Raw genomic sequence first — 25,092 nt, forward strand, 5'->3', positions numbered from 1 at the left:
TGGGGGCAGGGGCCCGCGCGCTACGTCTTCTCCGTCGCCCCCGCCAGGTCCAGTGCCACCGCGATCCGGACCGCCACGTCCTCCGCGTACACCGCGTCCGCGCGCTCGAACTGGCTGCGGGCGCCGCCGCGCAGGAACGTCACGACGCCCAGGGTGCGGCCCCGGCTGCGCAGGACCGCGCACAGGGCGTGCACCGCGTCCGTGGGCCACTGGCGGGCCGCCGCCCACTCGCGGGCCTGCTCGGGCGGCACCGCGCCCACGCTGGCCCGCACCGACCCGGTCCGCTCCACGCACTGCAGCGCGGGGTGCCCCTGCGCGTACCGCACCGGCAGCCCGGCCCGCCCGGTCAGCAGGCTGGGCCCGGGCGCCCCGGAGGGCGTGGCCGCGACCCGGACAAGGCGCAGGGCCGCCGCCGTCTCGCCGTCGGCGAGCGAACCGCCCGCCACCCGGTCGATCAGGGCGTGGTCGGCGAAGCCGGCGAGCGCGAAGTCGAGATGGACGGTGGCCGCCTCGGCGGGGTCCTCGCACTCGGCGGCGGCCCGGGCGGCGCGGTGCAACTGGTTCGTGCGGAAGCGCAGTTGGGCCGCCTCCTGTTCGCCCTGCTTGGTCTCGGTGACGTCCTGGAAGAGCCAGGCGACGCCCAGCGGCACCGGCTCCTCGGCGAGCGGCGAGGCCAGCCGGACGAAGCCGCAGCGCCAGCACCGGCGCTGCTCGCCCTCGGGGGTGCGCACGCCGACCCAGATCTCGGCGGGCGCGGGCGGCGCGCCCTCCGCGAGCACATGGGTGAGGGCGCTCTCCAGCTCCTCGACGCCCTGGGCGAGCAGTTCGCCGAGGGGGCGGCCGAGCGCGGAGGTGCGGCCGATGCCGAGCGAGCGGGCCGCGTGCGCGTTGAGCACGGCGGGACGCAGGTCGGCGTCGACGAGCACGACGCCCCAGGAGGCGTCCTCGAAGAGGGCCTCGCTGAGCGCGATGGACCGCTCCAGGTCGATCTGGGTGTGCACCTCGCTGAAGGCGCAGTACACCCCGGCGGGCTTCCCGTCGGGGCCACGCACGGCGGCGGACTGGGTGCGCACCAGCACGCGCCCGCCGTCCTTGGTCAGCAGCGCGAACTCGTGCACCTGGCGGCCCGGGGCCTCCATGGCGGACATCAGCCGCGCCTCGACCTCCTCGGCGTCGGCGCTGCGCACGGCCCAGCCGGCGAACCCGTGCCGGCCCACGGCCTCGGCCGCGGTCCAGCCCAGGATCCGCTCCGCCTCGCGGTTCCAGTGGGTGACGACACCGTCCGCGTCGAAGGCGCAGAGTGCCGCGTCCATGCCGTCCAGCAGCGCCGCGAGCAGGTCCGAGCCGTCTGGGCCCACGGGGCCGGCCCGCTCGGGCTCATCGGGCCCGAGTTCGTCGGTGGCCCCACTACGCCGGGAAGCACTCACCTGGACCCCCTGCCAAGCTGCGTCCGCACGTACGGCGCGCCGGTTCGCTCACTCGCAATCATCTAACTTCAACGTGACGCAGCCCACACCGAGTTCCCCAAGATTGAGAGAATCGTTGTACGCCGCTGTCCGGCTGCGCCTACCCCAGTCTCAGGTCGATCCACACATCCGACATCCCATCCAGTACGTACTGTTCCAACTCGACGAAACCACGCGCCGCGGCGAACCGCAGCCCGTCCTCGTTCACGGCGAGCACACACGTCTCGACCGCCCCGGCGCCCAGCACGCGCGCGTGGGCCAGTCCCTTCTCGTACAGGACCGTCCCGTAGCCGCGTCGCCGGTGCTCGGGCAGCACGCGCGCGATGACGGTCGCCGTGCCGCCCGCCTCCTCCGGCGGCCGCACGGTGGAGCACCCGACGAGGACGTCCCCGACGTAGGCGTTCTCCAGCAGATACCGCTCCGACCGCTCCCGCGCGTCGGCCAGGTCCATCGCGGCCGGCGGCACGATCACGTTGTGGACGTGCCGCCACTGCTCCAGCATGGCGTCGCCGCGCACGGTCTCGATACGGAGATCACTCACCGGTGATCACCGTCAGGTACTCCTCGGCGCGGAAGCCGGCGGCCTTGTACACGGGCTCGCCCATCTCGCTGGCGTAGAGGTAGGCGGTGGTGGCTCCGGCGGTGAAGCCCGCGCGGACCATTGCCAGGGTGATGGCCCGGCCGTAGCCGCGCTTGCGGTGGGCCGGGAGGGTGGTGATGTTGAAGAGGCCCGTCAGGTCGCCGGAGACGGCCGCCATGCCCGTGCCCACCGGTACGCCGTCCAGTTCCGCCAGGTAGAACGTCATGCCGTCGACCTTCGCCAGCGCCGGGTCGGTGAGCAGGTCGAACAGGTCGCGCGGTACCTCGAAGCCGTCCGCGAGGGTCCTGGCGTAGAGACCGAGTTCGTCGCCCGCCACGGGCCGCACGACCAGGGAGTCGATGTCCGGCTCCGGCGGGAGGCCCTGGTCGGGGTGGCGCACCATGAGGGGCTCCCGGGTGAAGCGGGTCAGGCCGTGGCGGGCCGCCAGCGCGGTGACGGGCGGGGTCGGCACCCCGCGGACGTGGATGCTCCAGGGCAGCTCCCAGGGGCTCTCGGAGGCCGCCAGGGCGGCTATCTCGTCGGCGCTCGGGTCCGGGGACGGGCTGATGATCGCGTTCAGTGAGGCGATCCGCGCACCGGAGACCGCCAGGACCGTCCCGTCGGGGCCGCGGCGTGTGCGGCCCGTGGTGGCGGCGGACAGCTTCTCGAACACGGCGGCGTACGCGGCCACGACCGGCCCCGATGGGTCACTTCGATTCATGCGGTGATCGTAGGCGCACGCCTTTGCGTTAAATCGGTTGAACGGTCCTCGATCGGTTCCTAGTGTGTGGCCCACGCATGAAAGGAGGTGATCGGGTACATGAGTGAAACCCGGACGCGCGAGGTGGCTGCGGGCTAGCGGCCCAGCACCCCACCCTGTGCGGTGCCGGACCAGCGTGTGCGAGATACACGCGGCCGGCCCAATCCAGTGCAGTCACCCGACCCGCGAGCTCGCCGGTACGTCCGGCCGGCTCCTCCGCCGCCAGGCGGGGGACCCGAGCTCGCGGGTCGTCTGCGTTCCTGACGGTTCGTCTACACGGTTCGTCCGCAGGGTCCGTCCGCGTTCCTGACGGAGTCCCCGGTGGTAAGTCCGCGCGGGGTACGGATCGTTCGGCTCGCAGTAGTCTGGGCCAATGCTTCCGATACTTGTTCGACGTCGGCACGTGGACTACGTGCGCGTCACCAGTACGGGCTGTCGGCGCTCCGCCTGACCCAGCCCCCGCTCGCTCGTTCTTCTCCTTTCGGACGCATCTCATGACGCCTCTCATGACGCACCCCGCGACGGCTCCGTCCTACGACCAGCTCCCGATCATCGACCTCTCCGCCGCCGATCGCGGCCCCCAGGCCCGGGCGCTGCTCCACGCCCAACTGCACAGCGCCGCCCATGACGTGGGCTTCTTCCAGCTCGTCGGGCACGGGGTCACTGCCGCCGAGACCGACGCGCTCCTCCGGGCCACGCGCGCCTTCTTCCGGCTGCCCGAGGCCGACCGGCTCGCCCTCGACAAGGTCAACTCGCCCCACTTCCGCGGCTATACGCGGGACCGGTTGGACATAGGCGCCGAGCGGCCCGTCCGCGTGCCGGTGACGGGCGAGCCCGCCTACTGGTGGCTGCAGGGCCCAAACCAGTGGCCCGCCGCCCTCCCCGAACTCCGTACCGCAGCGCTGGCCTGGATCGACCGGCTGAGTGGGGTCGCCCGGCGGCTGCTGCGCGAACTGCTCACCGCGATCGGGGCGCCCGGCGACTTCTACGACCCGGTGCTCGGCGAGCACGCGCACCCGCATCTGAAGCTCGTGCGGTACCGGTACCCGGGCAGTGGCGGAGTCGGGCGTCGCGCGGGGGCCCACAAGGACCACGGCTTTCTGACCCTGCTGATGCAGAACCACGATGTGCCGCCGCTGGAGCCGGCGTTCGTGGTCAACCTGGGTGAGCTGCTGGAGGTGGCGACCGACGGATATCTGATCGCCACCGACCACCGGGTGGTGTCTCCGCCCGGCGCCGCCGAGCGGTTCTCCGTGCCGTTCTTCTACAACCCGCGCCTGGACGCCCGCATCGACCCGCTCCCGTTCCCGTACGCCTCCGCCGCCCCGGGCGTGACCGCCGACCCGGCGAACCCGCTCTTCGCCGAGTACGGCCACCACGAGCTGAAGGGCAAGCTGCGGGCGCACCCGCTGGTGGCGGAACGGCATCACGCGGGGCTCCTGACCCCCGCGTGAACTCCGTTGCGGTGTCGGTCAGTTCGCGATGTCGCCGTACCCCTCGATCTCCTGCGGATTGCGGGTGCCGGGGCCGATGTACCGCGCGGACGGCCGTACGAGGCGGCCGGTGCGCTTCTGCTCCAGGATGTGCGCCGACCAGCCCGCGGTGCGGGCGCAGGTGAACATCGACGTGAACATGTGGGCCGGGACCTCCGCGAAGTCCAGGACGATGGCCGCCCAGAACTCGACGTTGGTGGCGAGGACGCGGTCCGGGCGGCGGGCGTGCAGCTCGGCCAGGGCCGCCTTCTCCAGGGCCTCGGCGATCTCGAAGCGCGGGGCGCCCAGCTCACGGGCGGTGCGGCGCAGCACGCGCGCGCGGGGGTCCTCGGCGCGGTAGACGCGGTGGCCGAAGCCCATCAGGCGCTCGCCCTTGTCGAGGGCCTGCTTGACGTACGCCTCGGCGTCGCCGGTCCGCTCGATCTCCTCGATCATGCCGAGGACGCGGGAGGGGGCGCCGCCGTGCAGCGGGCCGGACATCGCGCCCACGGCGCCGGAGAGGGCGGCGGCGACGTCGGCGCCGGTGGAGGCGATCACGCGGGCGGTGAAGGTGGACGCGTTCATGCCGTGCTCGGCGGCGGAGGTCCAGTAGGCGTCGACGGCGGCCACGTGCTTGGGGTCCGGCTCGCCCCGCCAGCGGATCATGAACCGCTCCACGACGGACTGCGCCTTGTCGATCTCGCTCTGCGGCACCATGGGCCGGCCCTGGCCGCGGGCCGACTGGGCGACGTAGGACAGGGCCATGACGGCGGCCCTGGCGAGGTCGTCGCGGGCCTGCTGCTCGTCGATGTCGAGCAGCGGCTTGAGGCCCCACACGGGCGCGAGCATGGCCAGCGCGGACTGGACGTCCACCCGGATGTCACCGGAGTGCACGGGGATCGGGAAGGGCTCGGCGGGCGGCAGGCCGGGGTTGAAGGCGCCGTCGACGAGCAGGCCCCAGACGTTGCCGAACGAGACGTGGCCGACCAGATCCTCGATGTCGACGCCCCGGTACCGCAGAGCGCCGCCCTCCTTGTCCGGTTCGGCGATCTCCGTCTCGAACGCGACGACTCCCTCAAGTCCAGGCACAAAGGAGGTGTCGAAGTCGGACATCAGGCGGCTCCTCGTGATGTGTGCGACAGATGGTGTTATGGGGTGGGAAGACCATGTGTCATACGGTGGAAACTGCGACTCGGCCGGTGGATCCGCGGTCGGTCCCGACTCGCGGCCCGTGTGGCCGTCCTGGTGATGCCCCGTGCGGCTGGTGGTCACCCAACCGGAACGGCATCAGCACGATATCCCGGAGTGCCACCTTTGGGGAGCCCCTGCGGCACTGAGTGCCACTCGACTGTCGTGGACACCTCGTCGGACGGCACCCGCGATACGGCAGGATGACAAGGTGACCGACCGAGACGCCGTCCCCCTCGATCCCTCCACGATGCGCAAGCAGTACCGCGCCGAGGGCATCGCCGAGGCCGACCTGGCCGCCACCCCGGTGGAGCAGTTCGCCCGCTGGTTCCAGCAGGCCGCGACCGAGGCGCAGCTCTTCGAACCGAACGCCATGGTCGTCTCCACGGCGGACGCCGGGGGCCGGATCGGCTCCCGTACGGTGCTGCTCAAGCACTTCGACGAGCAGGGCTTCGTCTTCTACACGAACTACGGCTCCCGCAAGGCGACCGACCTCGCCGAGAATCCGTACGTCTCGTTGCTCTTCCCGTGGCATCCGATGGCCCGCCAGGTCATCGTCTCGGGTGTGGCCCGGCGCACCGGCCGCGACGAGACAGCCGCGTACTTCCGCACCCGCCCGCACGGCTCCCAGCTCGGTGCCTGGGCCAGCGCGCAGTCCAGCGTCATCGCCTCCCGCGCGGAGCTCGACGCCTCCTACGCCGAGCTCGTCGCCCGCTACCCCGAGGGCGAGCAGGTGCCCGTCCCGCCGGACTGGGGCGGCTTCCGGGTGGCCCCGCGGTCGGTGGAGTTCTGGCAGGGCCGCGAGAACCGGCTGCACGACCGGCTGCGGTACACGGCCGAGCCGGCCGGCGGCTGGCGGGTGGAGCGGCTCAGTCCGTGACGACATGTCTGAAACGTAACTCCCGCCACTGACAACGGGACCGGGCAGCAGGGCCGCTCAGCCCAGCGCCTCATCCAGCAGGGCCGCCCACTGGGCCACCACGCGGTCGCGGCGCGGCCCGTCGTCCGTGAGCAGGTTGGCCAGGCCCAGGCCGCGGGCCATGTCGAGGAGGCCCTGGACGGTCTCGCGCACGCCCGGCCTGGACTCGTCGGCGTTCAGCAGCTCGACGGCGATGCGGTGGGTCTCGCGGCCGACGCGGGCCTCCAGCTCCGTCACCCGCGGGCGCAGCTGCTCCTCGTCGGAGGCGGCGACCCACAGGTGCAGGGCGGCCCGGAAGAGGGGGCCCGTGTAGAGGTCGACGAGGGCCGACACGACCACCCGCCGGTCTTCGCCCGCGCCCTCCGGGAACAGCGCGCGCAGGGCCGTGGAGCGTTCCTCTGCGACGTACTCGACGGCCGCCGTGAAGAGGTCCTCGCGAGTCGGGAAGTGGTGCTGGGCGGCGCCGCGGGAGACGCCGGCGCGTTCGGCGACCACCGAGACCGTCGAGCCCGCCCAGCCGTACTCGGCGAGACAGGCCACGGCGGCCTCCAGGAGCCGCTGCCGGGTGGCCCGGCTGCGGTCCTGCTTGGGAGCGCGGTCGCGTTCCGCCGTACTCACACCCATCGCGTGCTCACACCGTCCCTGAGGAGTCCGTCCCCGCGGGATCCGTCCATGCCGGATCCACCCACGCGGGATCCCGTCGTTCCAGGAAGGCCGTCATCCCCTCGCGGGCCTGCGGGGAGGCGAACAGCCGGGCCGAGAGCGCGGTGAGCTCGGCCGCGTCCCGGTCGAACGTCTCCAGCACCCTAGCCGTGAGCAGCCGTTTCGTCTCGGCCAGACCCTGCGGCGAGGACCGCCGCAGACCGTCAAGGACGGGTTCCAGTACGACGTCCACGTCCTCGCCCGCCGCGGTCAGCAGGCCGATGCGGGCGGCCTCGGGGGCGTCGAAGCGCTCGCCGGTCAGGTAGTAGCGGGCGAGTGCGCGGGGGTCGGTGCGGGGCAGCAGCGGCAGGGAGATGACCGCGGGGGCCACGCCGATCCGCACCTCGGTGAACGCGAACGTCGACGCGGTCGAGGCCGCCGCGATGTCACAGGCGCCGAGAAGGCCGAGGCCACCCGCACGCACGTGTCCCGTGACCCTGGCCACGACCGGCTTGGGCAGCTCGACGAGCTGCCGGAGCAGGCCCACCAGGGCGTCCGGGTGCGGCGGGTCCTTGAGGTCGGCGCCCGCGCTGAAGGTGTTGCCGGTGTGGGTGAGGACGATCGCGCGCACCTCGGCGTCCTTGGCGCAGTCCGTCAGCGCGTCCGCCAACTCGCCCACCAGGGCGGCCGACAGGGCGTTGCGGTTGGCCGGGGAGTCGAGCGTGAGGGTCTCGACGCCACGCGCGCGTGTCCGTCCGATCAGTGTCACAGGCGCTCCCTGAGTTCGCGGCGCAGGATCTTGCCGGAGGCGGCCCGCGGGACCTCCTTGATGAAGGTGACGTTGCGGACGCGCTTGTAGGGGGCGACGCGTTCGGCGACGTACATCATCACCTCTCCTTCGGAGAGGTCGAGGGCGGCTTCCTGGCGGACGACGTAGGCGTGCGGGACCTCGTTGCCGTCGTCGTTGTAGCGGCCGACGACCGCCGCGTCGGCGATGCCGAGGTGGGTGAGCAGCAGGGCCTCCAGTTCCGCGGGTGCCACCTGGAAGCCCTTGTACTTGATGAGCTCCTTGACCCGGTCGACGACGAACAGCCAGCCGTCGGCGTCGACATGGCCGACGTCGCCGGTGTGCAGCCAGCCGTCCGCGTCGATCATCGCGGCGGTGTCGTCGGGGCGGCCGAGGTAGCCCTTCATGACCTGGGGGCCGCGGATGAGGATCTCGCCGGGCTCGCCGATGTCGAGGTCCTTGTCGGGGTCGTCGAGGGTGACGATCCGCATCTCGGTGCCGGCGACGAGCTTGCCGACCGTGCCGGGCGGGGCCGCGTGCATGGCGTCGAGGGGGACGATGTGCGTGCCCGGGGACAGCTCGGTCATGCCGTAGGCCTGGCCGACGGGCGGCAGGCCGAGCCGCTGCGCGCAGGCGGCGGCGAGCTTGGCGTCCAGCGGGGCGGCGGCGCTGATGATGTACCGCAGCGACGACAGGTCGTACTGCTCGACCAACGGGTGCTTGGCCAGGGCCAGGACGATCGGCGGGGCCACGTACAGGCCGGTGATGCGGTGGTTCTGGATCGCCGCGAGGAAGCTGTCAAGGGTGAAGCGGGGCAGCACGACGACCGTGGCGCCCCGGCGCAGGGGCGCGTTCATGAGGGCGGTCAAACCGTAGATGTGGAAAAACGGCAGAACCGCGAGGATGCGTTGGCCGGGCCCGGTCGGGACGAGCGGGTCCATCTGGGCCAGATTCGTGGCGATCTGACGATGGGTCAGCATGACGCCCTTGGGTATCCCGGTCGTCCCCGAGGAGTACGGGAGGGCGGCCACGTCCTGCACCGGGTCGATGTCGACCTCCGGCTCGGGGGCGGTGGACGCCAGCATGTCGATGAGCGAGCGGTGCCCGGGCGCGCTGTCGCAGACCAGGATCTCCTCGACCCCGCCCGCGAGTTCGGCGGCCCGGCGAGCGGTCTCCAGGAGCGGTGACACGGTGATGATCCAGCGGGCCGCCGAGTCCGTCAGCTGCTTGCCGAACTCCTCGGGCGTGGACAGCGGGTGCACGGTGGTGACCGACGCCCCCGCGCGCGTGGCCCCGTAGAAGGCGGTCGGGAAGGCCACCGTGTTCGGGCTGTGCAGCGCGATCACATCACCCTTGCGCACGCCCGTCTCCACGAGCGCGGCGGCGATCCGCCGGTGGAACCGGTCCAGTTGCTCGTACGAGAGCGTGGTGCCGTCCGTGCCGTCGATCAGGGCGGGCGCGTCACCGAACCCGGTGGCCCCACCCAACACCGCCTCGTGGATGGGGAGTTCTACGGGGGTTACGTCTGCGTACTCGCTGCGGAACACGGTTCCTCCTCGCACGTCGTCGTGCCGGATCAGTACGACTTGGGCAGGCCCAGGGTCTGATGGGAGACGTAGTTGAGAATCATCTCCCGGCTCACCGGAGCAATACGAGCCACGCGCGAGGCGGTTATCAATGTGGCGAGCCCGAATTCACGGGTGAGGCCGTTGCCGCCGAGGGTGTGCACGGCCTGGTCGACCGCCCGCACACAGGCCTCTCCGGCCGCGTACTTCGCCATGTTGGCGGCCTCCCCCGCGCCGACGTCGTCCCCGGCGTCGTAGAGGTGGGCGGCCTTCTGCATCATCAGGCGGGCGAGTTCGAGATCGATGTGCGCCTGGGCGAGGGGGTGCGCGATGGCCTGGTGGGCGCCGATGGGGGTCTTCCAGACGGCACGCTCGCGCGCGTACTCGACGGCACGTGCGAGGGCGTAGCGGCCCATGCCGATCGCGAACGCGGCGGTCATGATCCGCTCGGGGTTGAGCCCGGCGAACAGTTGCAGCAGGCCCGCGTCCTCGTCGCCGACGAGCGCCTCGGCGGGCAGTCGTACGTCGTCCAGGGCGAGCTCGAACTGCTTCTCCGCGCCGTGCAGTTCCATGTCGATCTTCCGGCGCGTGAAGCCGGGCGCGTCCCGCGGGACGATGAAGAGGCAGGGCTTGAGGTTGCCCGTGCGGGCGTCCTCCGTCCGGCCGACGATCAGGGTCGCGTCCGCGATGTCGACGCCCGAGACGAAGACCTTGCGGCCGGTGAGGAACCAGTCGCCGGTGTCCGGGTCGCGGCGGGCGGTGGTGGTGATGCGGTGGCTGTTGGAGCCGGCGTCGGGTTCGGTGATGCCGAAGGCCATGGTGCGGGTGCCGTCCGCCAGCGCGGGGAGCCACTCCTGTTTTTGGTCCGCTGTGCCGAAGCGGGCGATCACCGTGCCGCAGATTGCCGGGGAGACGATCATCATGAGGAGGGGGGCGCCTGCGGTGCCGAGCTCTTCGAGGACGATTGAGAGTTCCGCTATGCCTCCGCCGCCGCCTCCGTATTCCTCGGGGAGGTTGACGCCGAGGTAGCCCAACTTGGCTGCTTCCAGCCAGAGTTCTTTGGGGTAGCCGCCGGAGTCGATGATGTCCGTCATGTAGTCGCGGCCGTAGCGTTTGCCGAAGGCGGCGACGGCGTTTCGGAGGGCCTTGTGTTCTTCGGATTCTATGTGGGTCATTCCGATTCCTTCGGGGTGCGGGTTGTGTGTGGCTGGTCGCGCAGTTCCCCGCGCCCCTAAGTTGGCTGCACTACTGCCAATAGAGAGCCTGGCTCTACCTGTTGGCCCGTCACGGCGTGTAGAGCCGTCAGTGTTCCTGTGACCGGGGCCTCGATCTTGTGCTGCATCTTCATTGCCTCCAGCCACAGAATCGGCTCGCCCGCCTGGACCGTTGCCCCTACCTCCAACCCCTCGGCGACCTTGACCACCGTGCCCGGCATGGGGGCCAGCAGGGAGCCGGGGGCCAGTTGGGTGGTCGGGAGGGGGAAGCGGGGTAGAGCGGTCAGCGCGGTCGTGTTCACGTAGACCTGGTCGCCGTACCTCGCGACCTCGAACTTCCGCCGCACACCGTCCACTTCGAGGACTACGAGGTCGGCGTCGGCATGTACCACCCGCACCCCGTCCGCGCTCAGGCCCTCCCTCGTGTGGCGGTAGTGGACCTCGTGCTCGGTGCCGTTCATCGCGTATCGCTTGATCTGGGGCTGTGACGCGAGGTTGCGCCAGCCGCCGCCGAAGCGGGAGCGGCCGTGGGCGTCGGCGAGGGCGGCGGCCAAAGGGGCGTGCGGGTCGGGTGTGGGCTCCGTGAGTGACGTGAGGTGGCGGTCGTAGAAGCCCGTGTCCATCTGCGCGGTCGTGAACTCCTTGTGGCGCAGGGAGCGTACGAGGAGGTCGCGGTTGGTGACCGGGCCGTGGACGGCCGTGTTCTCCAGGGCGCCGGCGAGTCTGCGGACGGCCTCCGTGCGTGTGGGTGCGTGGGCGACGACCTTGGCGAGCATGGGGTCGTAGTGGACGCCGATGTCGTCGCCGTCGGTGTAGCCGGTGTCGAGGCGGACGGAGTCCGGTACGGCGAGGCGGTGCAGGGTGCCGGTCTGCGGGGTCCAGTCGTGGGCCGGGTCCTCGGCGTAGAGGCGGGCCTCGATGGCGTGGCCGCGGGCGGGGGGTGGGGTGGTTTCGAGGGGCTCGCCCTCGGCGACTCGTAGTTGCAGGGCCACCAGGTCCACTCCGAACACGGCCTCCGTCACCGGGTGTTCGACCTGGAGGCGGGTGTTCATCTCCAGGAAGTGGGCCTTGCCGTCGGGAGCGACCAGGAACTCGACCGTTCCGGCGCCCTCGTAGGCGACCGCGCGGGCGGCGCGTACCGCCAACTCGTGCAGTTCCCGCGTCTGTTCCTCGGAGAGGCCCGGTGCCGGGGCCTCCTCGATCACCTTCTGGTGGCGGCGCTGGAGGGAGCAGTCCCGGGTACCGAGGGCCCACACCGTGCCGTGGGTGTCGGCGAGGATCTGCACCTCGACGTGGCGGCCGTCCTCCACGTAGGGCTCGACGAAGACCTCACCGTCGCCGAAGGCGCTCAGGGCCTCCGCGCGGGCGGCGGCCAACTCCTCGTCCAGGGCGGCCAGTTCGCGGACGATCCGCATACCGCGTCCGCCACCGCCCGCGGCCGCCTTGACCAGGACGGGCAGGTCGGCCTCGGTGACCTCCTTGAGCGGCTCCAGGCCCATCAGTTGCTTGGCGCGAGTCTTGGAGGCCATCGCCTCGATGGCCTCGGGGGGCGGCCCGATCCACACAAGTCCCGCGTCCAGGACGGCGCGTGCGAAGTCGGCGTTCTCGGAGAGGAAGCCGTAGCCGGGGTGCACGGCGTCGGCGCCCGCCGCGACGGCCGCCTTCACGATCAACTCGCCGCGCAGGTACGTCTCCGTGGGTGTGGACCCCGGCAGCCGTACGGCCGCGTCGGCCACGCGTGCGTGGAGCGCGTTCTCGTCCGCGTCGGAGTGCACGGCGACCGTGCGGATGCCGAGTTCACGGCAGGTGCGGAAGATCCGGCAGGCGATCTCGCCCCGGTTCGCCACCAGGACGGAAGCGATGGAATCACTCACTGGGACCTCACATCCGGAAGACGCCGAAGCCACCGCGCGCGCCCTCGTAGGGCGCGGTGTGGAGGGCGGACAGGCACAGGCCGAGGACGGTTCGGGTGTCGCGCGGGTCGATGACGCCGTCGTCGTACAGCCGCCCGGACAGGAACATCGGCAGCGACTCGGACTCGATCTGCTGCTCGACCATGGCGCGCAGGGCCGCGTCCGCGTCGTCGTCGTAGGGCTGGCCCTTCGCGACCGCGGACTGGCGGGCGACGATCGACAGGACGCCGGCGAGCTGCTGCGGGCCCATGACGGCGGACTTGGCGCTGGGCCAGGCGAAGAGGAAGCGCGGGTCGTACGCCCGCCCGCACATGCCGTAGTGCCCGGCCCCGTACGAGGCGCCCATCAGCACGGAGAGATGCGGTACGCGGCTGTTGCTGACCGCGTTGATCATCATCGCGCCATGCTTGATGATGCCGCCCTGCTCGTACTCCTTGCCGACCATGTAGCCGGTGGTGTTGTGCAGGAAGAGGAGCGGGATGTCGCGCTGGTTGGCCAACTGGATGAACTGCGCGGCCTTTTGGGACTCCTGGCTGAACAGCACCCCCTGCGCGTTGGCGAGGATGCCGACGGGATAGCCGTGCAGGGTCGCCCACCCGGTCACCAGGCTCGTCCCGTACAGCGGCTTGAACTCGTCGAAGTCCGAGCCGTCGACGATCCTGGCGACGACCTCGCGCGGGTCGAAGGGGACCCGCAGATCGCCCGGTACGACGCCGAGCAGCTCTTCCTCGTCGTACTTGGGCGGCGCGGCCGGACCGGGATCCTCGTACGCCTTGCGGTGGTTGAGGCGGGCCACCACGCGCCGTGCCTGGCGCAGCGCGTCCTGCTCGTCGACGGCGAAGTAGTCCGCGAGCCCCGACACGCGCGCGTGCATCTCGGCGCCGCCCAGCGACTCGTCGTCGCTCTCCTCGCCGGTCGCCATCTTGACGAGGGGCGGGCCGCCGAGGAAGACCTTGGCGCGCTCCTTGACCATGATGACGTGGTCGGACATGCCGGGGATGTAGGCGCCGCCGGCGGTGGAGTTCCCGAAGACGACGGCGACGGTCGGGATACCGGCGGCCGAAAGCCGGGTCAGATCACGGAAGATGGCGCCCCCGGGGATGAAGATCTCCTTCTGGGACGGCAGATCGGCCCCGCCGGACTCCACCAGGCTGATGCAGGGCAGCCGGTTGGCGAGCGCGATGTCGTTCGCCCGGAGGGCCTTCTTCAGCGACCAGGGATTGCTGGCTCCGCCGCGCACGGTCGGGTCGTTGGCGGTGATCAGGCACTCCACGCCCTCGACGACCCCGATCCCGGTGACGAGCGAGGCGCCGACGGCGTAGTCGCTGCCCCAGGCGGCCAACGGCGACAACTCAAGGAAGGGCGTGTCCGGATCGAGCAGCAGCTCGATGCGCTCCCGCGCGAGCAACTTGCCGCGCTTGCGGTGCCGTTCGACGTACTTGGGCCCGCCACCGGCCAACGCCTTCGCGTGCTCGGCGTCGAGGTCGGCGAGCTTGGCGAGGAGGGCCTCGCGATTGGCGCGGTAGTCGGGGCTGTTGATGTCCAGAGAGGAGTCGATGACCGTCACAGGAGGGCCTCCGGAATGTCCAGGTGGCGGGAGCGCAGCCACTCGCCGAGGGCCTTGGCCTGCGGATCGAAGCGGTGCTGGGCGGCGACGCCCGCGCCGAGGATTCCCTCGACGACGAAGTTCAGGGCGCGGAGATTGGGGAGCGGGTGCCGCACGACGGTCAAGTCGGCGGTCTCCGGCAGCAGTTCGCGGAACCGCTCGACGGTGAGGGTGTGCGCGAGCCACTGCCAGGCCTCGTCGGTCCGCACCCACACACCGACGTTGGCGTTCCCACCCTTGTCACCACTGCGGGCGCCGGCGACGAGGCCGAGGGGGGCGCGGCGGGTGGGGGTCGGGGGCGGCGGTTCGGGGAGCGGGGGCTGCGGCGGCTCTTCCAGTACGACGGTTTCGGGGGCCGGTGCCACCGGGATCCGTCGCCCGTCGGGGAGCACCGCCACGTGGGCTACGTCGCCCTGGGGAACGTACGCATCCTCGAAGACCCCGTAGGGCGAGCCCTTTCCGGGCGGGACGAGGACATGGAAGCCGGGGTAGCTCGCGAGGGCCAGTTCCACCGCCGCCCCGCTCAGCGCACGTCCGACCGCCCGCTCCTCCGGATCCCGTACGACGAGCCGCAGCAGTGCGCTGGCCGTCTCCTCGGTGTCGGCGTCGGGGCGGTCGGTGCGGGCCAACTCCCAGCGTGCGTCGGCGACTTTGGCGAGCGCGGGCTCCATCTGCTCGCGCACGAGGGCGGCCTTGGCCTCGATGTCGAGGCCGGTGAGGACGAAGGCGACCTCGTTGCGGAAGCCGCCGAGGCGGTTGAGGCCGACCTTGAGGGTGGGCGGCGGGGCCTCGCCGCGCACGCCGTCGACGCGGACGCGGTCCGGGCCGTCCTGGGTGAGGGAGATGGTGTCGAGACGAGCGGTGACGTCGGGGCCGAGGTACCGGGCGCCCTGGGTCTCGTACAACAACTGGGCGGTCACCGTGCCGACGTCGACGAGGCCGCCGGTGCCGGGGTGTTTCGTGATGACGCAGGTGCCGTCCTCGTGGATCTCGGCGAGGGGGAAGCCGGGGCGTCGGAGGTCTCCGGGAGCCTTGGCGAACTTCTCGGCGAAGAAGGCGTAGTTGCCGCCGGTGGCCTGGGTCCCGCACTCCAGCACGTGCCCGGCGACGACGGCGCCCGCGAGGCGGTCGTACTCCCCCGGCTGCCAGCCGAAGTGGGCGGCGGCGGGACCGGTGACCAGGGCCGCGTCCGTCACACGCCCGGTGACGACGATGTCCGCGCCCTGCCGCAGGCACTCGGCGATACCGAAGCCGCCGAGGTAGGCGTGGGCGGCGAGGCTGCCGGGGTGGGCGGCGGTGAGGTCGTCGCCCTCGACGTGGGCGACACGAACGGGGATGCCGAGCCGGTCGGCCAACTCCCTTACTCGGACCGCGAGTCCGGCCGGATTGAGCCCACCGGCATTGCTGACGATCTTCACCCCGCGCTCGTGGACGAGGCCGAGGCACTCCTCCAACTGGCGCAGGAAGGTACGGGCGTAGCCGCCGGACGGGTCCTTGAGCCGGTCCCGTCCCAGGATCAGCATGGTCAGTTCGGCGAGGTAGTCGCCGGTGAGGACGTCCAGTTCGCCGCCGGTGAGCATCTCGCGCAGGGCGTCGAAACGGTCGCCGTAGAAGCCGGAGGCGTTGCCTATGCGGAGAGGGCGAACCTCAGGCGCAGTCACTGGCCGGTTCCCTTCGGGGAGGAACCCTTCGGGGCGCGGCCGGGTCCTGGCGGCCCTGCGAAGGCCTGGGCGAGGTCGAGCCAGCGGTCGGCGTCGGGGCCGTCGGCGTGCAGGGCGAGGTCGGTGCGGTGGGCACGCTGGGTGACGAGGAGGCAGAAGTCGAGGGCGGGGCCGGTGACGCGGTCGGTGGCGTCCTCGGGGCCGTAGACCCACAAGTCCCCCGAGGGCGCGACGAGTTCGATCCGGAACTCCTCGAACGGCGGCTGCGCTCCATTCACGCCGAACGCGTAGTCCCGAGTCCGGACGCCGAGCCGGACGATGTGCCGGAGCCGGTCGGTGGGGGTGCGGTCGACACCGAGCGCCTCGGCGACATCTCCGCCATGGGCCCAGGTCTCCATGAGGCGGGCGGTGGCCATGGAGGCGGTGGCCATGGGCGGCCCGTACCAGGGGAATCGGGCACCGTCGGGAGCGGCGCGCAAGGCGTTGTCCAAGGCCTCACGCCCTGCCCGCCAGTCCGCGAGCAACTGCGCCGGTGCCTTCCCGGCCCCCTCCTCCGCCCCGTTGTCGACGAAGTCGCCGGGTTCGGCCAGGGCCTTCTCGACCTCACGGGAGAAGGCCTCCCGGTCGGTCACGGCCAGCACGGAGTGGTGATCGGTCCAGGCGAGATGCGCGATCTGGTGAGCGACGGTCCAGCCGGGGGCGGGGGTCGCGAGCGCCCAGCGTTCCGCGGGCAACTCGGCCACGAGCGCGTCGAGTTCCTCGCTCTCCGCGCGCAGGTCGTCGATGACGGGCGTGGGGTCGGCCATGGGAGGAGCATGGCAGCGACGCCAGAAACAATCAAGCGTGCTTGTATTGATTTGATTTTCCACAACTCAAGTACCGGTGCGCGACGTCTTGGCTACGCTCGGTGATGGGAGGTGGTGGTGACTGTGGCCAACATGCGGGAGCTCGACCCCAGCGCGTCGCCGTTGGATTACTACGGGTATGAGCTGCGCCGGCATCGGGAGGCGGCGGGGCTGACGCTGGCGCAACTGGGCTCGATCGTCTTCTGTTCGGGATCACTGATCGGGCAGATCGAGACGACGCTGAAGGTGCCTACGCGGGAGTTCTCCGAACGGGTTGACGCGGGGTTGGGGACGGACGGGACGTTCTCTCGGCTGGTTGGGCTGGTGCTGCGGAGTCAGTTGCCGAACTGGTTTCAGCCGTATGCGGACATGGAGGCGAAGGCGGCCTACATCTCCAGTTTTCAGGCCCAGTTGGTGTACGGCCTGCTCCAGACACCCGCGTACGCTCGCGCGGTGCTCGGCACGCGGGACGAAGGCAACATCGACGGCAAGGTCGCAGCTCGGCTGGACCGCCAGCGGATCCTGGATCGGGACGAACCGCCCGTGATGTGGGTGGTGTTGAGTGAGGCGGTGCTGCATCAGGGGGTGGGTGGCCGGGAGGTCATGCGCGAGCAACTGGCGCACATCCTGGCGATGCAGAAGCGGCGGTGGCTGGAGATCCAGATCCTCCCGTTCAGCGCGGGAGCGCACACGGGCCTGATGGGTTCCTTCAACCTTCTGCGCTTCGCCAACGACCCCGACATCGTCTACACCGAGGACTTCGTGCAGGGGCACATGACGGCCAATCCGGAAGCCGTCAAGGAGGGTTCGGTCCGTTACGATCATCTACAGGCCGCCGCGCTCTCCGTTGACGACTCGGCGGCTCTGATCGCCCGTGTGATGGAGGAGCGGTATGGCAACCAACCGGAACCTGACGGGCGCGACCTGGCGTAAGTCGTCGTACAGCGGGGACACCGGGGGCGACTGCGTCGAGTGCGCGCCCCTCGGCTCCGCCACCTGGCACAAGTCCTCTTACAGCGGAGACACCGGAGGTCAGTGCATCGAGGTCGCCGACCTCACCCCCCACATAGCCGTCCGCGATTCCAAGAACCCCTCGGCCGGGGTCCTCGCCCTCACCCCTGTCGCCTTCACCGCCTTCGTTCGCGGTATGCGTCAGGACGTTGGTGACGGCGCATAGTGACGGGCAAGATCCGTGGCGAGGTCGCGGAGGTGAGCCCTCGCTTCGGTGGGGCCGTGCACGGTGATGGCGCTTCCGAACGGCAGTAGTGCTCGCACGTCCTCCAGATGCGGGAAGCGGATCGTCACCTTGCGGCCGGGGGCGGATTCTTCCTGGTCGTCCGGGACGAGTCGTAGGCCGAAGATCCGTTGCGCCCGCTCGAACTGGGCCTGGTCGATGGTGGCGCTGACCTCTATCGCATGGCTGCGCTCCCACTGGTCAACGAGCGCTGCGGCGACGGTTGCCAGGGTCTGGTTCTCGCGGATCCGTCGTGGCTGGTCGACTTCCTTCCACGTCGTGATCCGTTCGAGTCGGTACATCCGTGGCACTCGGGCACGGTCGGCGACGAGGTACCAGTTGCCGGCCTTGGCGAACAGCCCGTAGGGATCCACGACCAGGTCGCGCGGGCGTGGCTCGCGTGGGCTGTCGTACTCGATCCGTAGCCGGCGGCCTCGCCGCACCGGGCCGATCAGCGAAGCCGGGGTCGTGCCGGAAGCTCGTGTCTGACGCCAGGGACGGCTGTCCACGTGCACCACGTCGGTGAGCGGCAGGAGTTCAAGGACTCGGCGTGGCTGTGCGGCGGCGATCTTGGCGAGCGCGCGGCGAGTTTCGGCCGATGCGTCGAGCTCCGCACGCTGCTTCTCGTCCAGCCCGGTGAGCGACAGGTGATCACGCTCGCCCGGAGTGAGGCGCGTGAGGTCGAGTCCGGACCCCGGCAGCATGGTCACGCCTCCGAGGCGGCCCCGGTGTGCGGTCACCGGCAGACCGGCGTCGCGGAGCCAGTTCAGGTCTCGGGTGATGGTGCGAAGGGACACCCCGAGCGCCGAGGCGAGTTCCTGTGTGGTCACGGCGTCCCTCGATTCGAGGAGCAGCATCAGGCTGAAGAAGCGATCCGGGGTCACACCCCGATTTTCTCCGGGAATCGCGACAGGATGCGGCGCATATCCCGGTCAGGCTGGTGGCTGCATACCTCCGACCTGCGAGAAGGAACAACCATGACCAGATCCGTCGTGTCCATCGTCTACGTGAACGACGCTCCCGCCGCAGCCCGCTTCTACGGCGAACTCCTCGGCATGAGCCCCTCGTTCGAGACGTCGGGATACATCACCTTCGCCCTCGGGCCAGGCGCCGACCTCGGTCTGTGGTCCGGCCAGTTCGAGGATCTGTCACCGGACGTCCCGCGCACCAGTGAGGTGTGTCTGGCCATCGGCGGTGGACCCGACGAGCTCAACACGATCTTCGAGCAGTGGAATTCGAAGGGGGTCACGATCCTGCGCGAGCCGCATGACGCGGGGTTCGGGCTGACCTTCCTCGCCGCCGATCCTGACGGGAACCGTATCCGCGTCGCACCGCGGGGCTGAACGGCCAGGCCCTGCCGCGAAATTCGCGCGCATCCCCGCCTTGCCCCGCAGTACCGTCCCCCGATGGTCTATGACGACGGTTACTTCGGGGAGTCCGTGGCGGCGGCGTACGACGAGTCGTCGGCGGAGATGTTCGAGGCGGACACGGTGGAGCCGGCCGTGGATGTGCTGGTGGGGCTGGCCGGGGGCGGGCGGGCCTTGGAGTTCGGGGTCGGGACCGGCCGTATCGCGTTGCCGTTGGCGCGGCGGGGTGTCGAGGTGCACGGGATCGATCTGTCCCGGGCGATGGTGGCGCGGCTGCGGGAGAAGCCCGGGGGCGCGGAGATCGGGGTGACGATCGGGGACTTCGCGACCAGTACCGTGGACGGCGAATTCGCGGTCGCCTACCTCGTGTTCAACACGCTCATGAACCTGACGACCCAGGACGCCCAGGTGGACTGCTTCCGCAACGCCGCCGAGCATCTGGTGCCGGGCGGCTGCTTCGTCGTAGAGGTGATGGTTCCCGATCTGCGGCGGCTGCCGCCCGGGCAGGACACGGTGCCGTTCCATGTGGGCGAGCGCCGGCTCGGGTTCGACACGTACGACGTCGGCACCCAGGCGATGAGTTCGCACCACGTCAGGATCGACGGGGACGGGCGCGCCTCCTACTTGTCCGTCCCGTTCCGGTACGTGTGGCCCGCCGAGTTGGATCTGATGGCCCGGCTGGCCGGGATGCGGTTGCGGGACCGGTGGGAGGACTGGGCGCGGACGCCGTTCACGAGTGAGAGCCGGCGGCATGTGTCGGTGTGGGAGAAGGTCGCCGATTGATTCCGGCGGGCTCCCGCCGAGGGCGGCCTACTCCACCGGCAGCGGCACCTTCCCCCGCCGCCCCACCTGCGTCCGCACCGCCCCCATGCTCGCCACCACCACCAGCGCGATCGCGGCCGCCTGCACCGCGGACAGCGCCTGGTTCAGGATGAGGAATCCCGCCGTGGCCGCGAGGGCCGGTTCGAGGCTCATGAGGATGGCGAAGGTGGAGGCGGGGAGGCGGCGGAGGGCGAGGAGTTCGAGGGTGTAGGGGAGGACCGAGGACATGATCGCCACCGCCGAGCCGAGCGCGATCGTCACCGGGTCCAGGAGTTTTGCCCCCGATTCCGCGACCCCGAGCGGCAGCATCAGCAGCGCCGCCACCCCCATGGCCAGCGCCAATCCGTCCGCCTGCGGGAACCGTCGGCCCGTCCGTGCGCTGAAGATGATGTACGTCGCCCACATCGCGCCCGCGCCCAGCGCGAAGGCGACTCCGGCCAGGTCGAGGTCGCCGAAGCCTCCGCCGCCCAGCAGGAAGACGCCGGCCAGGGCCAGCCCGGCCCAGACGAAGTTGATCGCCCGGCGGGAGGCGAAGACGGACAGCGCCAGGGGGCCCAGGACTTCGAGGGTGACCGCCGCGCCCAGCGGGATGCGGGCCGCGGCCTGGTAGAAGAGGCCGTTCATCGCGCCCATGGTGACGCCGAAGACGATCACCGTGCCCCAGTCGGTGCGGGAGTGGCCGCGCAGGCGGGGGCGGCAGATCACGAGGAGGACGACGGCCGCCGCGAGCAGGCGCAGGGTCACTACACCGAGCGCGCCCGCCCTCGGCATCAGATTCACCGCGAGCGCGGCCCCGAACTGCACGGAGACACCGCCCGCCAGCACCAGGCCCACGGGGCCGAGGGAGCCACGGCGGTGCGCGGTCGCTTCGCCGGACACTGATGCGGGCGCGGAAGAGGTGGTGGCTGTGCTGGGGGTGGTCACGGGCGGTCCTGGGGCTCGGCTCGGCAGTTCGGGGTACGTCCATCATGGTGCACTGTCGAGTCCAGGGTAGTGGACCTCGTCAGGCGTGAAAACCCATTATGGAACTGTCCTGAATGCTGGACGCGGCCCTCATGATCAGATGCCGGGCCAGGGCACCTCGTCGCGGAATAGAGGGCGGCCGTCGGAGAGGGTGGTCGGGACCGTCCCGTACTCGTATCCCACGGGTACTCCATAGTCGGCGTACCCGTCATACCCGTAGGCACCGTAGGCAGCCTGCACTGGCACGGGCACCGGCTCCTGCGCGAACAGCGGCAGCCTCAACTCCCCTGTGTCCATCACCGCGTTGTTCTGCGAACGGTGGAGACGGGAGTACGCCCCGCCCCACGCGAGCAGCTCCTCGTGGCGGCCCGTCTCCACGATCCGGCCGCCGTCGACGACCAGGATGCGGTCGGCGTCGGGGGCGAGGTTGAGGTCGTGGGTGATCATGATGGTGGTGCGGCCGGCCATCAGGCGGCGCAGGGGCTTCACCACCCGGCGGGCGGCGATCGCGTCGAGGCCGGTGGTCGGTTCGTCGAGGACCAGGACCGGGGCGTCGCGCAGGATCGCGCGGGCGATGGCGAGGCGTTGGAGCTGGCCGCCGGAGAGGCGGGCGGTGCCCGGGTCGATCCTGGTGTCGTAGCCGGCGGGGAGCTTGACGATGAAGTCGTGCGCGTCGGCCGCCCGCGCCGCGTCCTCGATCGCCTGCTCGCTGGCGCCGGGCCGGCCGCAGGCGATGTTCGCGCGGACGGTGTCATGCAGGACGAGGGTCTCCTGCGGGAGCAGGGTGACGTATTCGCGGAGGCGGGCGAGCGGGAACTCGCGCAGGGGGACGCCGTCCAGGCGGATGTCGCCGGCATCGGGGTCGTAGAAGCGGAGCAGGAGCTTGGACACCGTGGACTTGCCGGCGCCGCTCGGGCCCGTGACGATGACCAACTCGCCCTGGTTGACGGTGAAGGAGAGGTCCGAGAGGGCGGTGCTGTCGGCGCCGGGGTAGGTGAAGGAGACGCCCGTCACCTCGACCGTGCCGTCGGGGCGGCCGACGTCCGCGCCGCGCCGGGGGTCGGCGACGGAGGGGCGTACGTCGAGGATCTCGATGAGGCGTTCCGCGCCCGCCGTCGCCGCGGTGATCGTGAGGCCGAGCTGGGCCAGGCCGCGCACGGGCGGGTAGAGGTAGCCCAAGAAGGCGGCGAAGGCGAGGAGTTGGCCCAGCGTCATGCGGCCGGTGGAGATCTCCCAGGCGCCGATGCCGATCACCGCGAGGACGCACACCGTCTCGATGACGGCGACGAGTTGCTCGTACGCCTCGTTCAGGCGCGTCGAGCGGACCGAGGCGCGGAACCAGGCGGTCGCCTCCTCGTGCAGCCGTCGGCGCTCCGCGTCCCGGCGGTCGTAGGCCTGGGTCAGCACGATGTTGCCGAGGGACTCCTCGACCACGGAGGTGATCGCGCCGTCCGCGACCCGGCCCTCGCGGGAGACGTCCTTGATGGAGCCGGAGAAACGGCGGGCCGCCAGCCAGAACAGCGGCGCGAGCACGAAGGTGGCGGCGGCCAGGTCCCAGCGCAGCCAGAACGCGGCGGCGGCGTAGAAGATCGCGGAGAAGAGCGCGGAGGCGGTGCCGACGACGCCGGACACCACGAGTGTCTCGATCGCCTCGACGTCGCTCGTCAGACGGGACAACAGGTCGCCCTGGCGGTGCCGTTGGAAGAAGTGCGGGGGCAACTGCTGTACGTGGTCGAAGACATGCTCGCGCAGCCGCATCACGAAGCGTTCGGTCGCCCAGGCGGCGAGGGAGTTGCCGGCGTACGCGACGACCGCGCCGACGATCGCCGCGCCCAGCCATTTGACGGCCGGGCTCCAGAACGCGCTCAGCGACCCCTTCGCCAGGGCGCGGTCGGTGAGGTCACCGAAGAGCAGGATCGCCTCGGTCTCGGCGAGTGCGGCGAGCACCGTGCAGACCCAGACGAGGACCAGCCAGCGTCGCAGACCGCGGGTCAGCGGCCAGAAGCGACGGAAGGCGGTACGGGCGGGAATGGTGGGAGTTTCATAGCTTTCATCGTCCTCATATTCGAGGTCGGATGCTTCCTCGCCCATTTCACATTCCCTCCGCTTTCCATCGCTCCCGAGCACCGGAATCAATTATTCGATCCGGTTCGAATTCAGGAAAGAAAAGAGGGCCGACTGCGTGGGTCGGCCCTCCTCCTACCGCCGGATCAGCTGTCCTGGCCGGGCAGCGGCTTCGGCAGCGGCTTCGGCTGGTGCTTCTTCCGCGGCTTCGGGGGCGGGGGCGGGAGCTGCTTCGACTTGGGCTTCGGGGGCAGCGGGGCGAGCTTCTTGAGGCTCATTCCGGACTCCTAGGGTTGTGCAGTGGTTATTGCGTCAAAGTCGAGCGTGTTACCGCCCGGGGAATTCCCGACACCCAGGAACCTACACGCCTCCACACCCAAGGACCGGCAAAGTCAGCGACCGAACGGCAAACAACCCCTGTGAAAACCTTGGCATTCCCTGAGAGCGGGCGCCGGACCTGAGAATCCCCTTATGAACCTGAGAGGAGCCTTATGATCGGCGGGCCATGTAGAGCTCCAGCGCCTTGTGCAGCACCCGGCTCAGCGGGAAGTCCCACTCCCCGAGGTACTCGATCGCCTCGCCGCCCGCGCCCGCCTTGAACCGCAGCAGCCCCAGCAGGTGGTTGGACTCCTCCAGAGTGTCGGTGATGCCCCTGAAGTCGTATACGGAGGCGCCGAGTTCATGGGCGTCGGTCATCATGCGCCACTGCATGGCGTTGTTGGGCTGGACCTCGCGCTTGCGTGCGGTGGAGGCGCCGTAGGAGTACCAGACGTGGTCGCCGACGGTCAGCATCGTGGCCGCGGCGAGTACGTCGCCGTCGTGGTGGGCGAGGTAGAGGCGCATCCGGTCGGGGTCCTCGGTGGTGAGGGCGGTCCACATGCGCTGGAAGTAGGGCAGCGGGCGCGGGATGAACCGGTCCCGCCCGGCGGTCTCGGCGTACAGCTCGTAGAAGGCAGGCAGATCCTCGTAGCCACCCCGGACGACCGTCACGCCCGCCTTCTCGGCCTTCTTGATATTGCGCCGCCACTGCTGGTTGAGGCCGCGCCGGATGTCCTCCAACGACCGCCCGGCGAACGGCACTTGGAACACGTACCGTGGCTGCCCGGCGGCGAAGCCGTCCTCACCGCCCGGTTCGGCCTGCCGCCACCCCGAGCCGCGCAGCCGTTCGCCGATCTCGGCGGCCCCCGGTTCGTACGAGGTCGGCTCGGCGTCCCGCAGCCGGTGGGCGTCCGGGTCGGCGATCGCCGCCTTCACCGCGTCCGCGCTCCAGCGGCGTACGACGACGGGCGGGCCCATCTTCACCGAGAAGGCGCCCTGCCCCTTCAGGTACGCGAGCATCGGCGTCAGCCACCGCTCGACGAGATCGGGCGCGGCCCAGTCGATCAACGGCCCCTCGGGCAGATACGCGAGATACCGCTTCACCCTCGGCAACGGCCGGTACAGCACCAGCCCCGCCCCCACCAGCCGACCACCCTCCTCGAACCACCCCAGACTCTCCGCCCGCCAGTCCGGCTTCACCTCGCCCCAGGAGGGGAGTTGCATGTGACTGGCGGCGGGGAGGGTCGCGACGAAGGCGAGGTGTTCTTCGGGGGTGATGGGCCGGAGGTGGAGGGCGGTCACGGGCGGGACTCCTTACGGTGACGGAGTCCGTCAGCCTACGAGGCTGTCTCCGGGACGCGGTTCGCCGCTCTCAGGGACCCGGCTCCGCCCTCAAGGGCACCGCTCCCCCCTCCTGACCACCGTCACCGCCACCAGCGTCGTGACCGCATGCGTGCCAGGACCCGGGAGTTGGGAGCACACCCTCCAGTTGTTCGTGAGGAATGGGGTGCGGTCCTCGTGGGTGGCGTCCTGGGACTCGATGCGGTGGAAGCCTTCCGCGCGGGCCCGGGCCTGGGCGTCGGACAGGGTGAGGCCGCGGAGGTCGGGCAGGGTTGCGCGGTTGGTCCTGTTGTGGTTCGACAGGGCCACCAGTGCGACGACGATCGCGACGGCGAGCACCGCGCTGCCTCTGCGCATGGCTCACT

The 25,092-nt window shown here is 70.7% G+C and carries 24 protein-coding genes; 6 read left to right on the forward strand and 18 right to left on the reverse strand.

Annotation, left to right across the window (positions count from 1 at the left end):
- Positions 1 to 20: 20 nt before the first annotated feature.
- The 3 genes from ACWDR3_RS03095 to ACWDR3_RS03105 form a co-directional block, all read right to left on the reverse strand.
- Positions 21 to 1,427 (reverse strand): PAS domain-containing protein, encoded by a 1,407-nt coding sequence (locus ACWDR3_RS03095; protein ID WP_450350313.1) that lies wholly within the window; start codon positions 1,425 to 1,427, stop codon positions 21 to 23.
- 139 nt (positions 1,428 to 1,566) lie between these two features.
- Entirely contained in the window at positions 1,567 to 2,007 is a 441-nt protein-coding gene (locus ACWDR3_RS03100; RefSeq protein ID WP_450350314.1) for a GNAT family N-acetyltransferase, read from the reverse strand.
- On the reverse strand, positions 2,000 to 2,767 hold the full coding sequence (locus tag ACWDR3_RS03105) for a GNAT family N-acetyltransferase (RefSeq protein WP_450350315.1): 768 nt from the start codon (positions 2,765 to 2,767) through the stop codon (positions 2,000 to 2,002). Before ACWDR3_RS03105 ends, ACWDR3_RS03100 begins: the two co-directional genes overlap by 8 nt.
- A 545-nt stretch (positions 2,768 to 3,312) precedes the next feature.
- On the opposite strand from ACWDR3_RS03105, the gene ACWDR3_RS03110 reads away from it, so the two are divergent.
- On the forward strand, positions 3,313 to 4,260 hold the full coding sequence (locus tag ACWDR3_RS03110) for an isopenicillin N synthase family dioxygenase (RefSeq protein WP_450350316.1): 948 nt from the start codon (positions 3,313 to 3,315) through the stop codon (positions 4,258 to 4,260).
- Between the two features lie 18 nt (positions 4,261 to 4,278).
- Here the strand turns inward: ACWDR3_RS03110 and ACWDR3_RS03115 are convergent, their stop codons facing one another.
- On the reverse strand, positions 4,279 to 5,391 hold the full coding sequence (locus ACWDR3_RS03115; RefSeq protein ID WP_450350318.1) for a citrate synthase 2: 1,113 nt from the start codon (positions 5,389 to 5,391) through the stop codon (positions 4,279 to 4,281).
- Between the two features lie 286 nt (positions 5,392 to 5,677).
- Between ACWDR3_RS03115 and pdxH the strand changes: the two genes are divergently transcribed.
- Entirely contained in the window at positions 5,678 to 6,346 is a 669-nt protein-coding gene (gene pdxH / locus ACWDR3_RS03120; protein WP_450350320.1) for a pyridoxamine 5'-phosphate oxidase, read from the forward strand.
- Between the two features lie 57 nt (positions 6,347 to 6,403).
- On the opposite strand, the gene ACWDR3_RS03125 is transcribed toward pdxH, so the two are convergent.
- Genes ACWDR3_RS03125 through ACWDR3_RS03160 form a run of 8 tightly spaced genes read right to left on the reverse strand, consistent with a single transcriptional unit; the run spans position 6,404 to position 16,579 of the window.
- The gene (locus tag ACWDR3_RS03125; protein WP_450350322.1) at positions 6,404 to 7,009 is read right to left on the reverse strand and encodes a TetR/AcrR family transcriptional regulator; all 606 of its coding nucleotides are present in this window, start codon (positions 7,007 to 7,009) and stop codon (positions 6,404 to 6,406) included.
- 7 nt (positions 7,010 to 7,016) lie between these two features.
- On the reverse strand, positions 7,017 to 7,796 hold the full coding sequence (locus ACWDR3_RS03130) for an enoyl-CoA hydratase family protein (protein WP_450350323.1): 780 nt from the start codon (positions 7,794 to 7,796) through the stop codon (positions 7,017 to 7,019).
- Entirely contained in the window at positions 7,793 to 9,361 is a 1,569-nt protein-coding gene (locus ACWDR3_RS03135) for a 4-coumarate--CoA ligase family protein (protein WP_450350325.1), read from the reverse strand. The genes ACWDR3_RS03130 and ACWDR3_RS03135 overlap by 4 nt, the downstream gene beginning before the upstream one ends.
- 29 nt (positions 9,362 to 9,390) lie before the next feature.
- Positions 9,391 to 10,554 (reverse strand): acyl-CoA dehydrogenase family protein, encoded by a 1,164-nt coding sequence (locus ACWDR3_RS03140; protein WP_450350327.1) that lies wholly within the window; start codon positions 10,552 to 10,554, stop codon positions 9,391 to 9,393.
- Between the two features lie 56 nt (positions 10,555 to 10,610).
- Complete coding sequence (locus ACWDR3_RS03145; protein ID WP_450350329.1) at positions 10,611 to 12,467, reverse strand: acetyl/propionyl/methylcrotonyl-CoA carboxylase subunit alpha; 1,857 nt, start codon at positions 12,465 to 12,467, stop codon at positions 10,611 to 10,613.
- A gap of 7 nt (positions 12,468 to 12,474) precedes the next feature.
- Positions 12,475 to 14,073 (reverse strand): acyl-CoA carboxylase subunit beta, encoded by a 1,599-nt coding sequence (locus tag ACWDR3_RS03150; RefSeq protein ID WP_450350331.1) that lies wholly within the window; start codon positions 14,071 to 14,073, stop codon positions 12,475 to 12,477.
- Positions 14,070 to 15,773 (reverse strand): acyclic terpene utilization AtuA family protein, encoded by a 1,704-nt coding sequence (locus ACWDR3_RS03155; RefSeq protein ID WP_450350333.1) that lies wholly within the window; start codon positions 15,771 to 15,773, stop codon positions 14,070 to 14,072. Before ACWDR3_RS03155 ends, ACWDR3_RS03150 begins: the two co-directional genes overlap by 4 nt.
- Positions 15,770 to 16,579, reverse strand: a complete 810-nt coding sequence (locus ACWDR3_RS03160; RefSeq protein WP_450350334.1) for a TIGR03084 family metal-binding protein — start codon at positions 16,577 to 16,579, stop codon at positions 15,770 to 15,772. The genes ACWDR3_RS03155 and ACWDR3_RS03160 overlap by 4 nt, the downstream gene beginning before the upstream one ends.
- A gap of 123 nt (positions 16,580 to 16,702) precedes the next feature.
- Between ACWDR3_RS03160 and ACWDR3_RS03165 the strand changes: the two genes are divergently transcribed.
- Together ACWDR3_RS03165 and ACWDR3_RS03170 are read left to right on the forward strand one after the other, a co-directional pair.
- Positions 16,703 to 17,551 (forward strand): helix-turn-helix domain-containing protein, encoded by an 849-nt coding sequence (locus ACWDR3_RS03165; protein WP_450350367.1) that lies wholly within the window; start codon positions 16,703 to 16,705, stop codon positions 17,549 to 17,551.
- Complete coding sequence (locus tag ACWDR3_RS03170; RefSeq protein ID WP_450350336.1) at positions 17,511 to 17,795, forward strand: DUF397 domain-containing protein; 285 nt, start codon at positions 17,511 to 17,513, stop codon at positions 17,793 to 17,795. The genes ACWDR3_RS03165 and ACWDR3_RS03170 overlap by 41 nt, the downstream gene beginning before the upstream one ends.
- On the opposite strand, the gene ACWDR3_RS03175 is transcribed toward ACWDR3_RS03170, so the two are convergent.
- On the reverse strand, positions 17,771 to 18,736 hold the full coding sequence (locus ACWDR3_RS03175) for a helix-turn-helix transcriptional regulator (protein WP_450350337.1): 966 nt from the start codon (positions 18,734 to 18,736) through the stop codon (positions 17,771 to 17,773). The genes ACWDR3_RS03170 and ACWDR3_RS03175 overlap by 25 nt on opposite strands.
- A gap of 93 nt (positions 18,737 to 18,829) precedes the next feature.
- Between ACWDR3_RS03175 and ACWDR3_RS03180 the strand changes: the two genes are divergently transcribed.
- Both ACWDR3_RS03180 and ACWDR3_RS03185 read left to right on the forward strand, forming a co-directional pair.
- Entirely contained in the window at positions 18,830 to 19,195 is a 366-nt protein-coding gene (locus ACWDR3_RS03180) for a VOC family protein (RefSeq protein ID WP_450350339.1), read from the forward strand.
- Positions 19,196 to 19,258: 63 nt separating this feature from the next.
- The gene (locus ACWDR3_RS03185; RefSeq protein ID WP_450350340.1) at positions 19,259 to 20,002 is read left to right on the forward strand and encodes a class I SAM-dependent DNA methyltransferase; all 744 of its coding nucleotides are present in this window, start codon (positions 19,259 to 19,261) and stop codon (positions 20,000 to 20,002) included.
- 27 nt (positions 20,003 to 20,029) lie between these two features.
- Here the strand turns inward: ACWDR3_RS03185 and ACWDR3_RS03190 are convergent, their stop codons facing one another.
- The 5 genes from ACWDR3_RS03190 to ACWDR3_RS03210 form a co-directional block, all read right to left on the reverse strand.
- The gene (locus ACWDR3_RS03190; protein WP_450350341.1) at positions 20,030 to 20,965 is read right to left on the reverse strand and encodes an EamA family transporter; all 936 of its coding nucleotides are present in this window, start codon (positions 20,963 to 20,965) and stop codon (positions 20,030 to 20,032) included.
- 135 nt (positions 20,966 to 21,100) lie between these two features.
- Complete coding sequence (locus tag ACWDR3_RS03195; protein ID WP_450350343.1) at positions 21,101 to 23,095, reverse strand: ABC transporter ATP-binding protein; 1,995 nt, start codon at positions 23,093 to 23,095, stop codon at positions 21,101 to 21,103.
- Positions 23,096 to 23,214: 119 nt separating this feature from the next.
- Positions 23,215 to 23,346, reverse strand: a complete 132-nt coding sequence (locus tag ACWDR3_RS03200; RefSeq protein ID WP_019057298.1) for a hypothetical protein — start codon at positions 23,344 to 23,346, stop codon at positions 23,215 to 23,217.
- 211 nt (positions 23,347 to 23,557) lie between these two features.
- A complete protein-coding gene (locus tag ACWDR3_RS03205) occupies positions 23,558 to 24,688 on the reverse strand; it encodes a lipid II:glycine glycyltransferase FemX (protein WP_450350345.1) in 1,131 nt (376 codons plus the stop codon).
- 90 nt (positions 24,689 to 24,778) lie between these two features.
- Positions 24,779 to 25,084 carry a PASTA domain-containing protein gene (locus tag ACWDR3_RS03210; RefSeq protein ID WP_450350346.1) on the reverse strand — a complete coding sequence of 102 codons (306 nt, stop codon included), beginning with the start codon at positions 25,082 to 25,084 and terminating at the stop codon, positions 24,779 to 24,781.
- Between the last annotated feature and the right edge of the window lie 8 nt (positions 25,085 to 25,092).

Source organism: Streptomyces sp. NPDC001002, from assembly GCF_053599215.1.

What these genes read in the sequence shown, in the direction of transcription:
- ACWDR3_RS03105 (WP_450350315.1), bottom strand. Translation starts at nt 2,767, where the DNA reads ATGAATCGAAGTGACCCATCGGGGCCGGTCGTGGCCGCGTACGCCGCC.
- ACWDR3_RS03110 (WP_450350316.1), top strand. Translation starts at nt 3,313, where the DNA reads ATGACGCACCCCGCGACGGCTCCGTCCTACGACCAGCTCCCGATCATC.
- ACWDR3_RS03115 (WP_450350318.1), bottom strand. Translation starts at nt 5,391, where the DNA reads ATGTCCGACTTCGACACCTCCTTTGTGCCTGGACTTGAGGGAGTCGTC.
- ACWDR3_RS03125 (WP_450350322.1), bottom strand. Translation starts at nt 7,009, where the DNA reads ATGGGTGTGAGTACGGCGGAACGCGACCGCGCTCCCAAGCAGGACCGC.
- ACWDR3_RS03140 (WP_450350327.1), bottom strand. Translation starts at nt 10,554, where the DNA reads ATGACCCACATAGAATCCGAAGAACACAAGGCCCTCCGAAACGCCGTC.
- ACWDR3_RS03160 (WP_450350334.1), bottom strand. Translation starts at nt 16,579, where the DNA reads ATGGCCGACCCCACGCCCGTCATCGACGACCTGCGCGCGGAGAGCGAG.
- ACWDR3_RS03170 (WP_450350336.1), top strand. Translation starts at nt 17,511, where the DNA reads ATGGCAACCAACCGGAACCTGACGGGCGCGACCTGGCGTAAGTCGTCG.
- ACWDR3_RS03180 (WP_450350339.1), top strand. Translation starts at nt 18,830, where the DNA reads ATGACCAGATCCGTCGTGTCCATCGTCTACGTGAACGACGCTCCCGCC.
- ACWDR3_RS03185 (WP_450350340.1), top strand. Translation starts at nt 19,259, where the DNA reads ATGGTCTATGACGACGGTTACTTCGGGGAGTCCGTGGCGGCGGCGTAC.
- ACWDR3_RS03195 (WP_450350343.1), bottom strand. Translation starts at nt 23,095, where the DNA reads ATGGGCGAGGAAGCATCCGACCTCGAATATGAGGACGATGAAAGCTAT.
- ACWDR3_RS03200 (WP_019057298.1), bottom strand. Translation starts at nt 23,346, where the DNA reads ATGAGCCTCAAGAAGCTCGCCCCGCTGCCCCCGAAGCCCAAGTCGAAG.
- ACWDR3_RS03210 (WP_450350346.1), bottom strand. Translation starts at nt 25,084, where the DNA reads ATGCGCAGAGGCAGCGCGGTGCTCGCCGTCGCGATCGTCGTCGCACTG.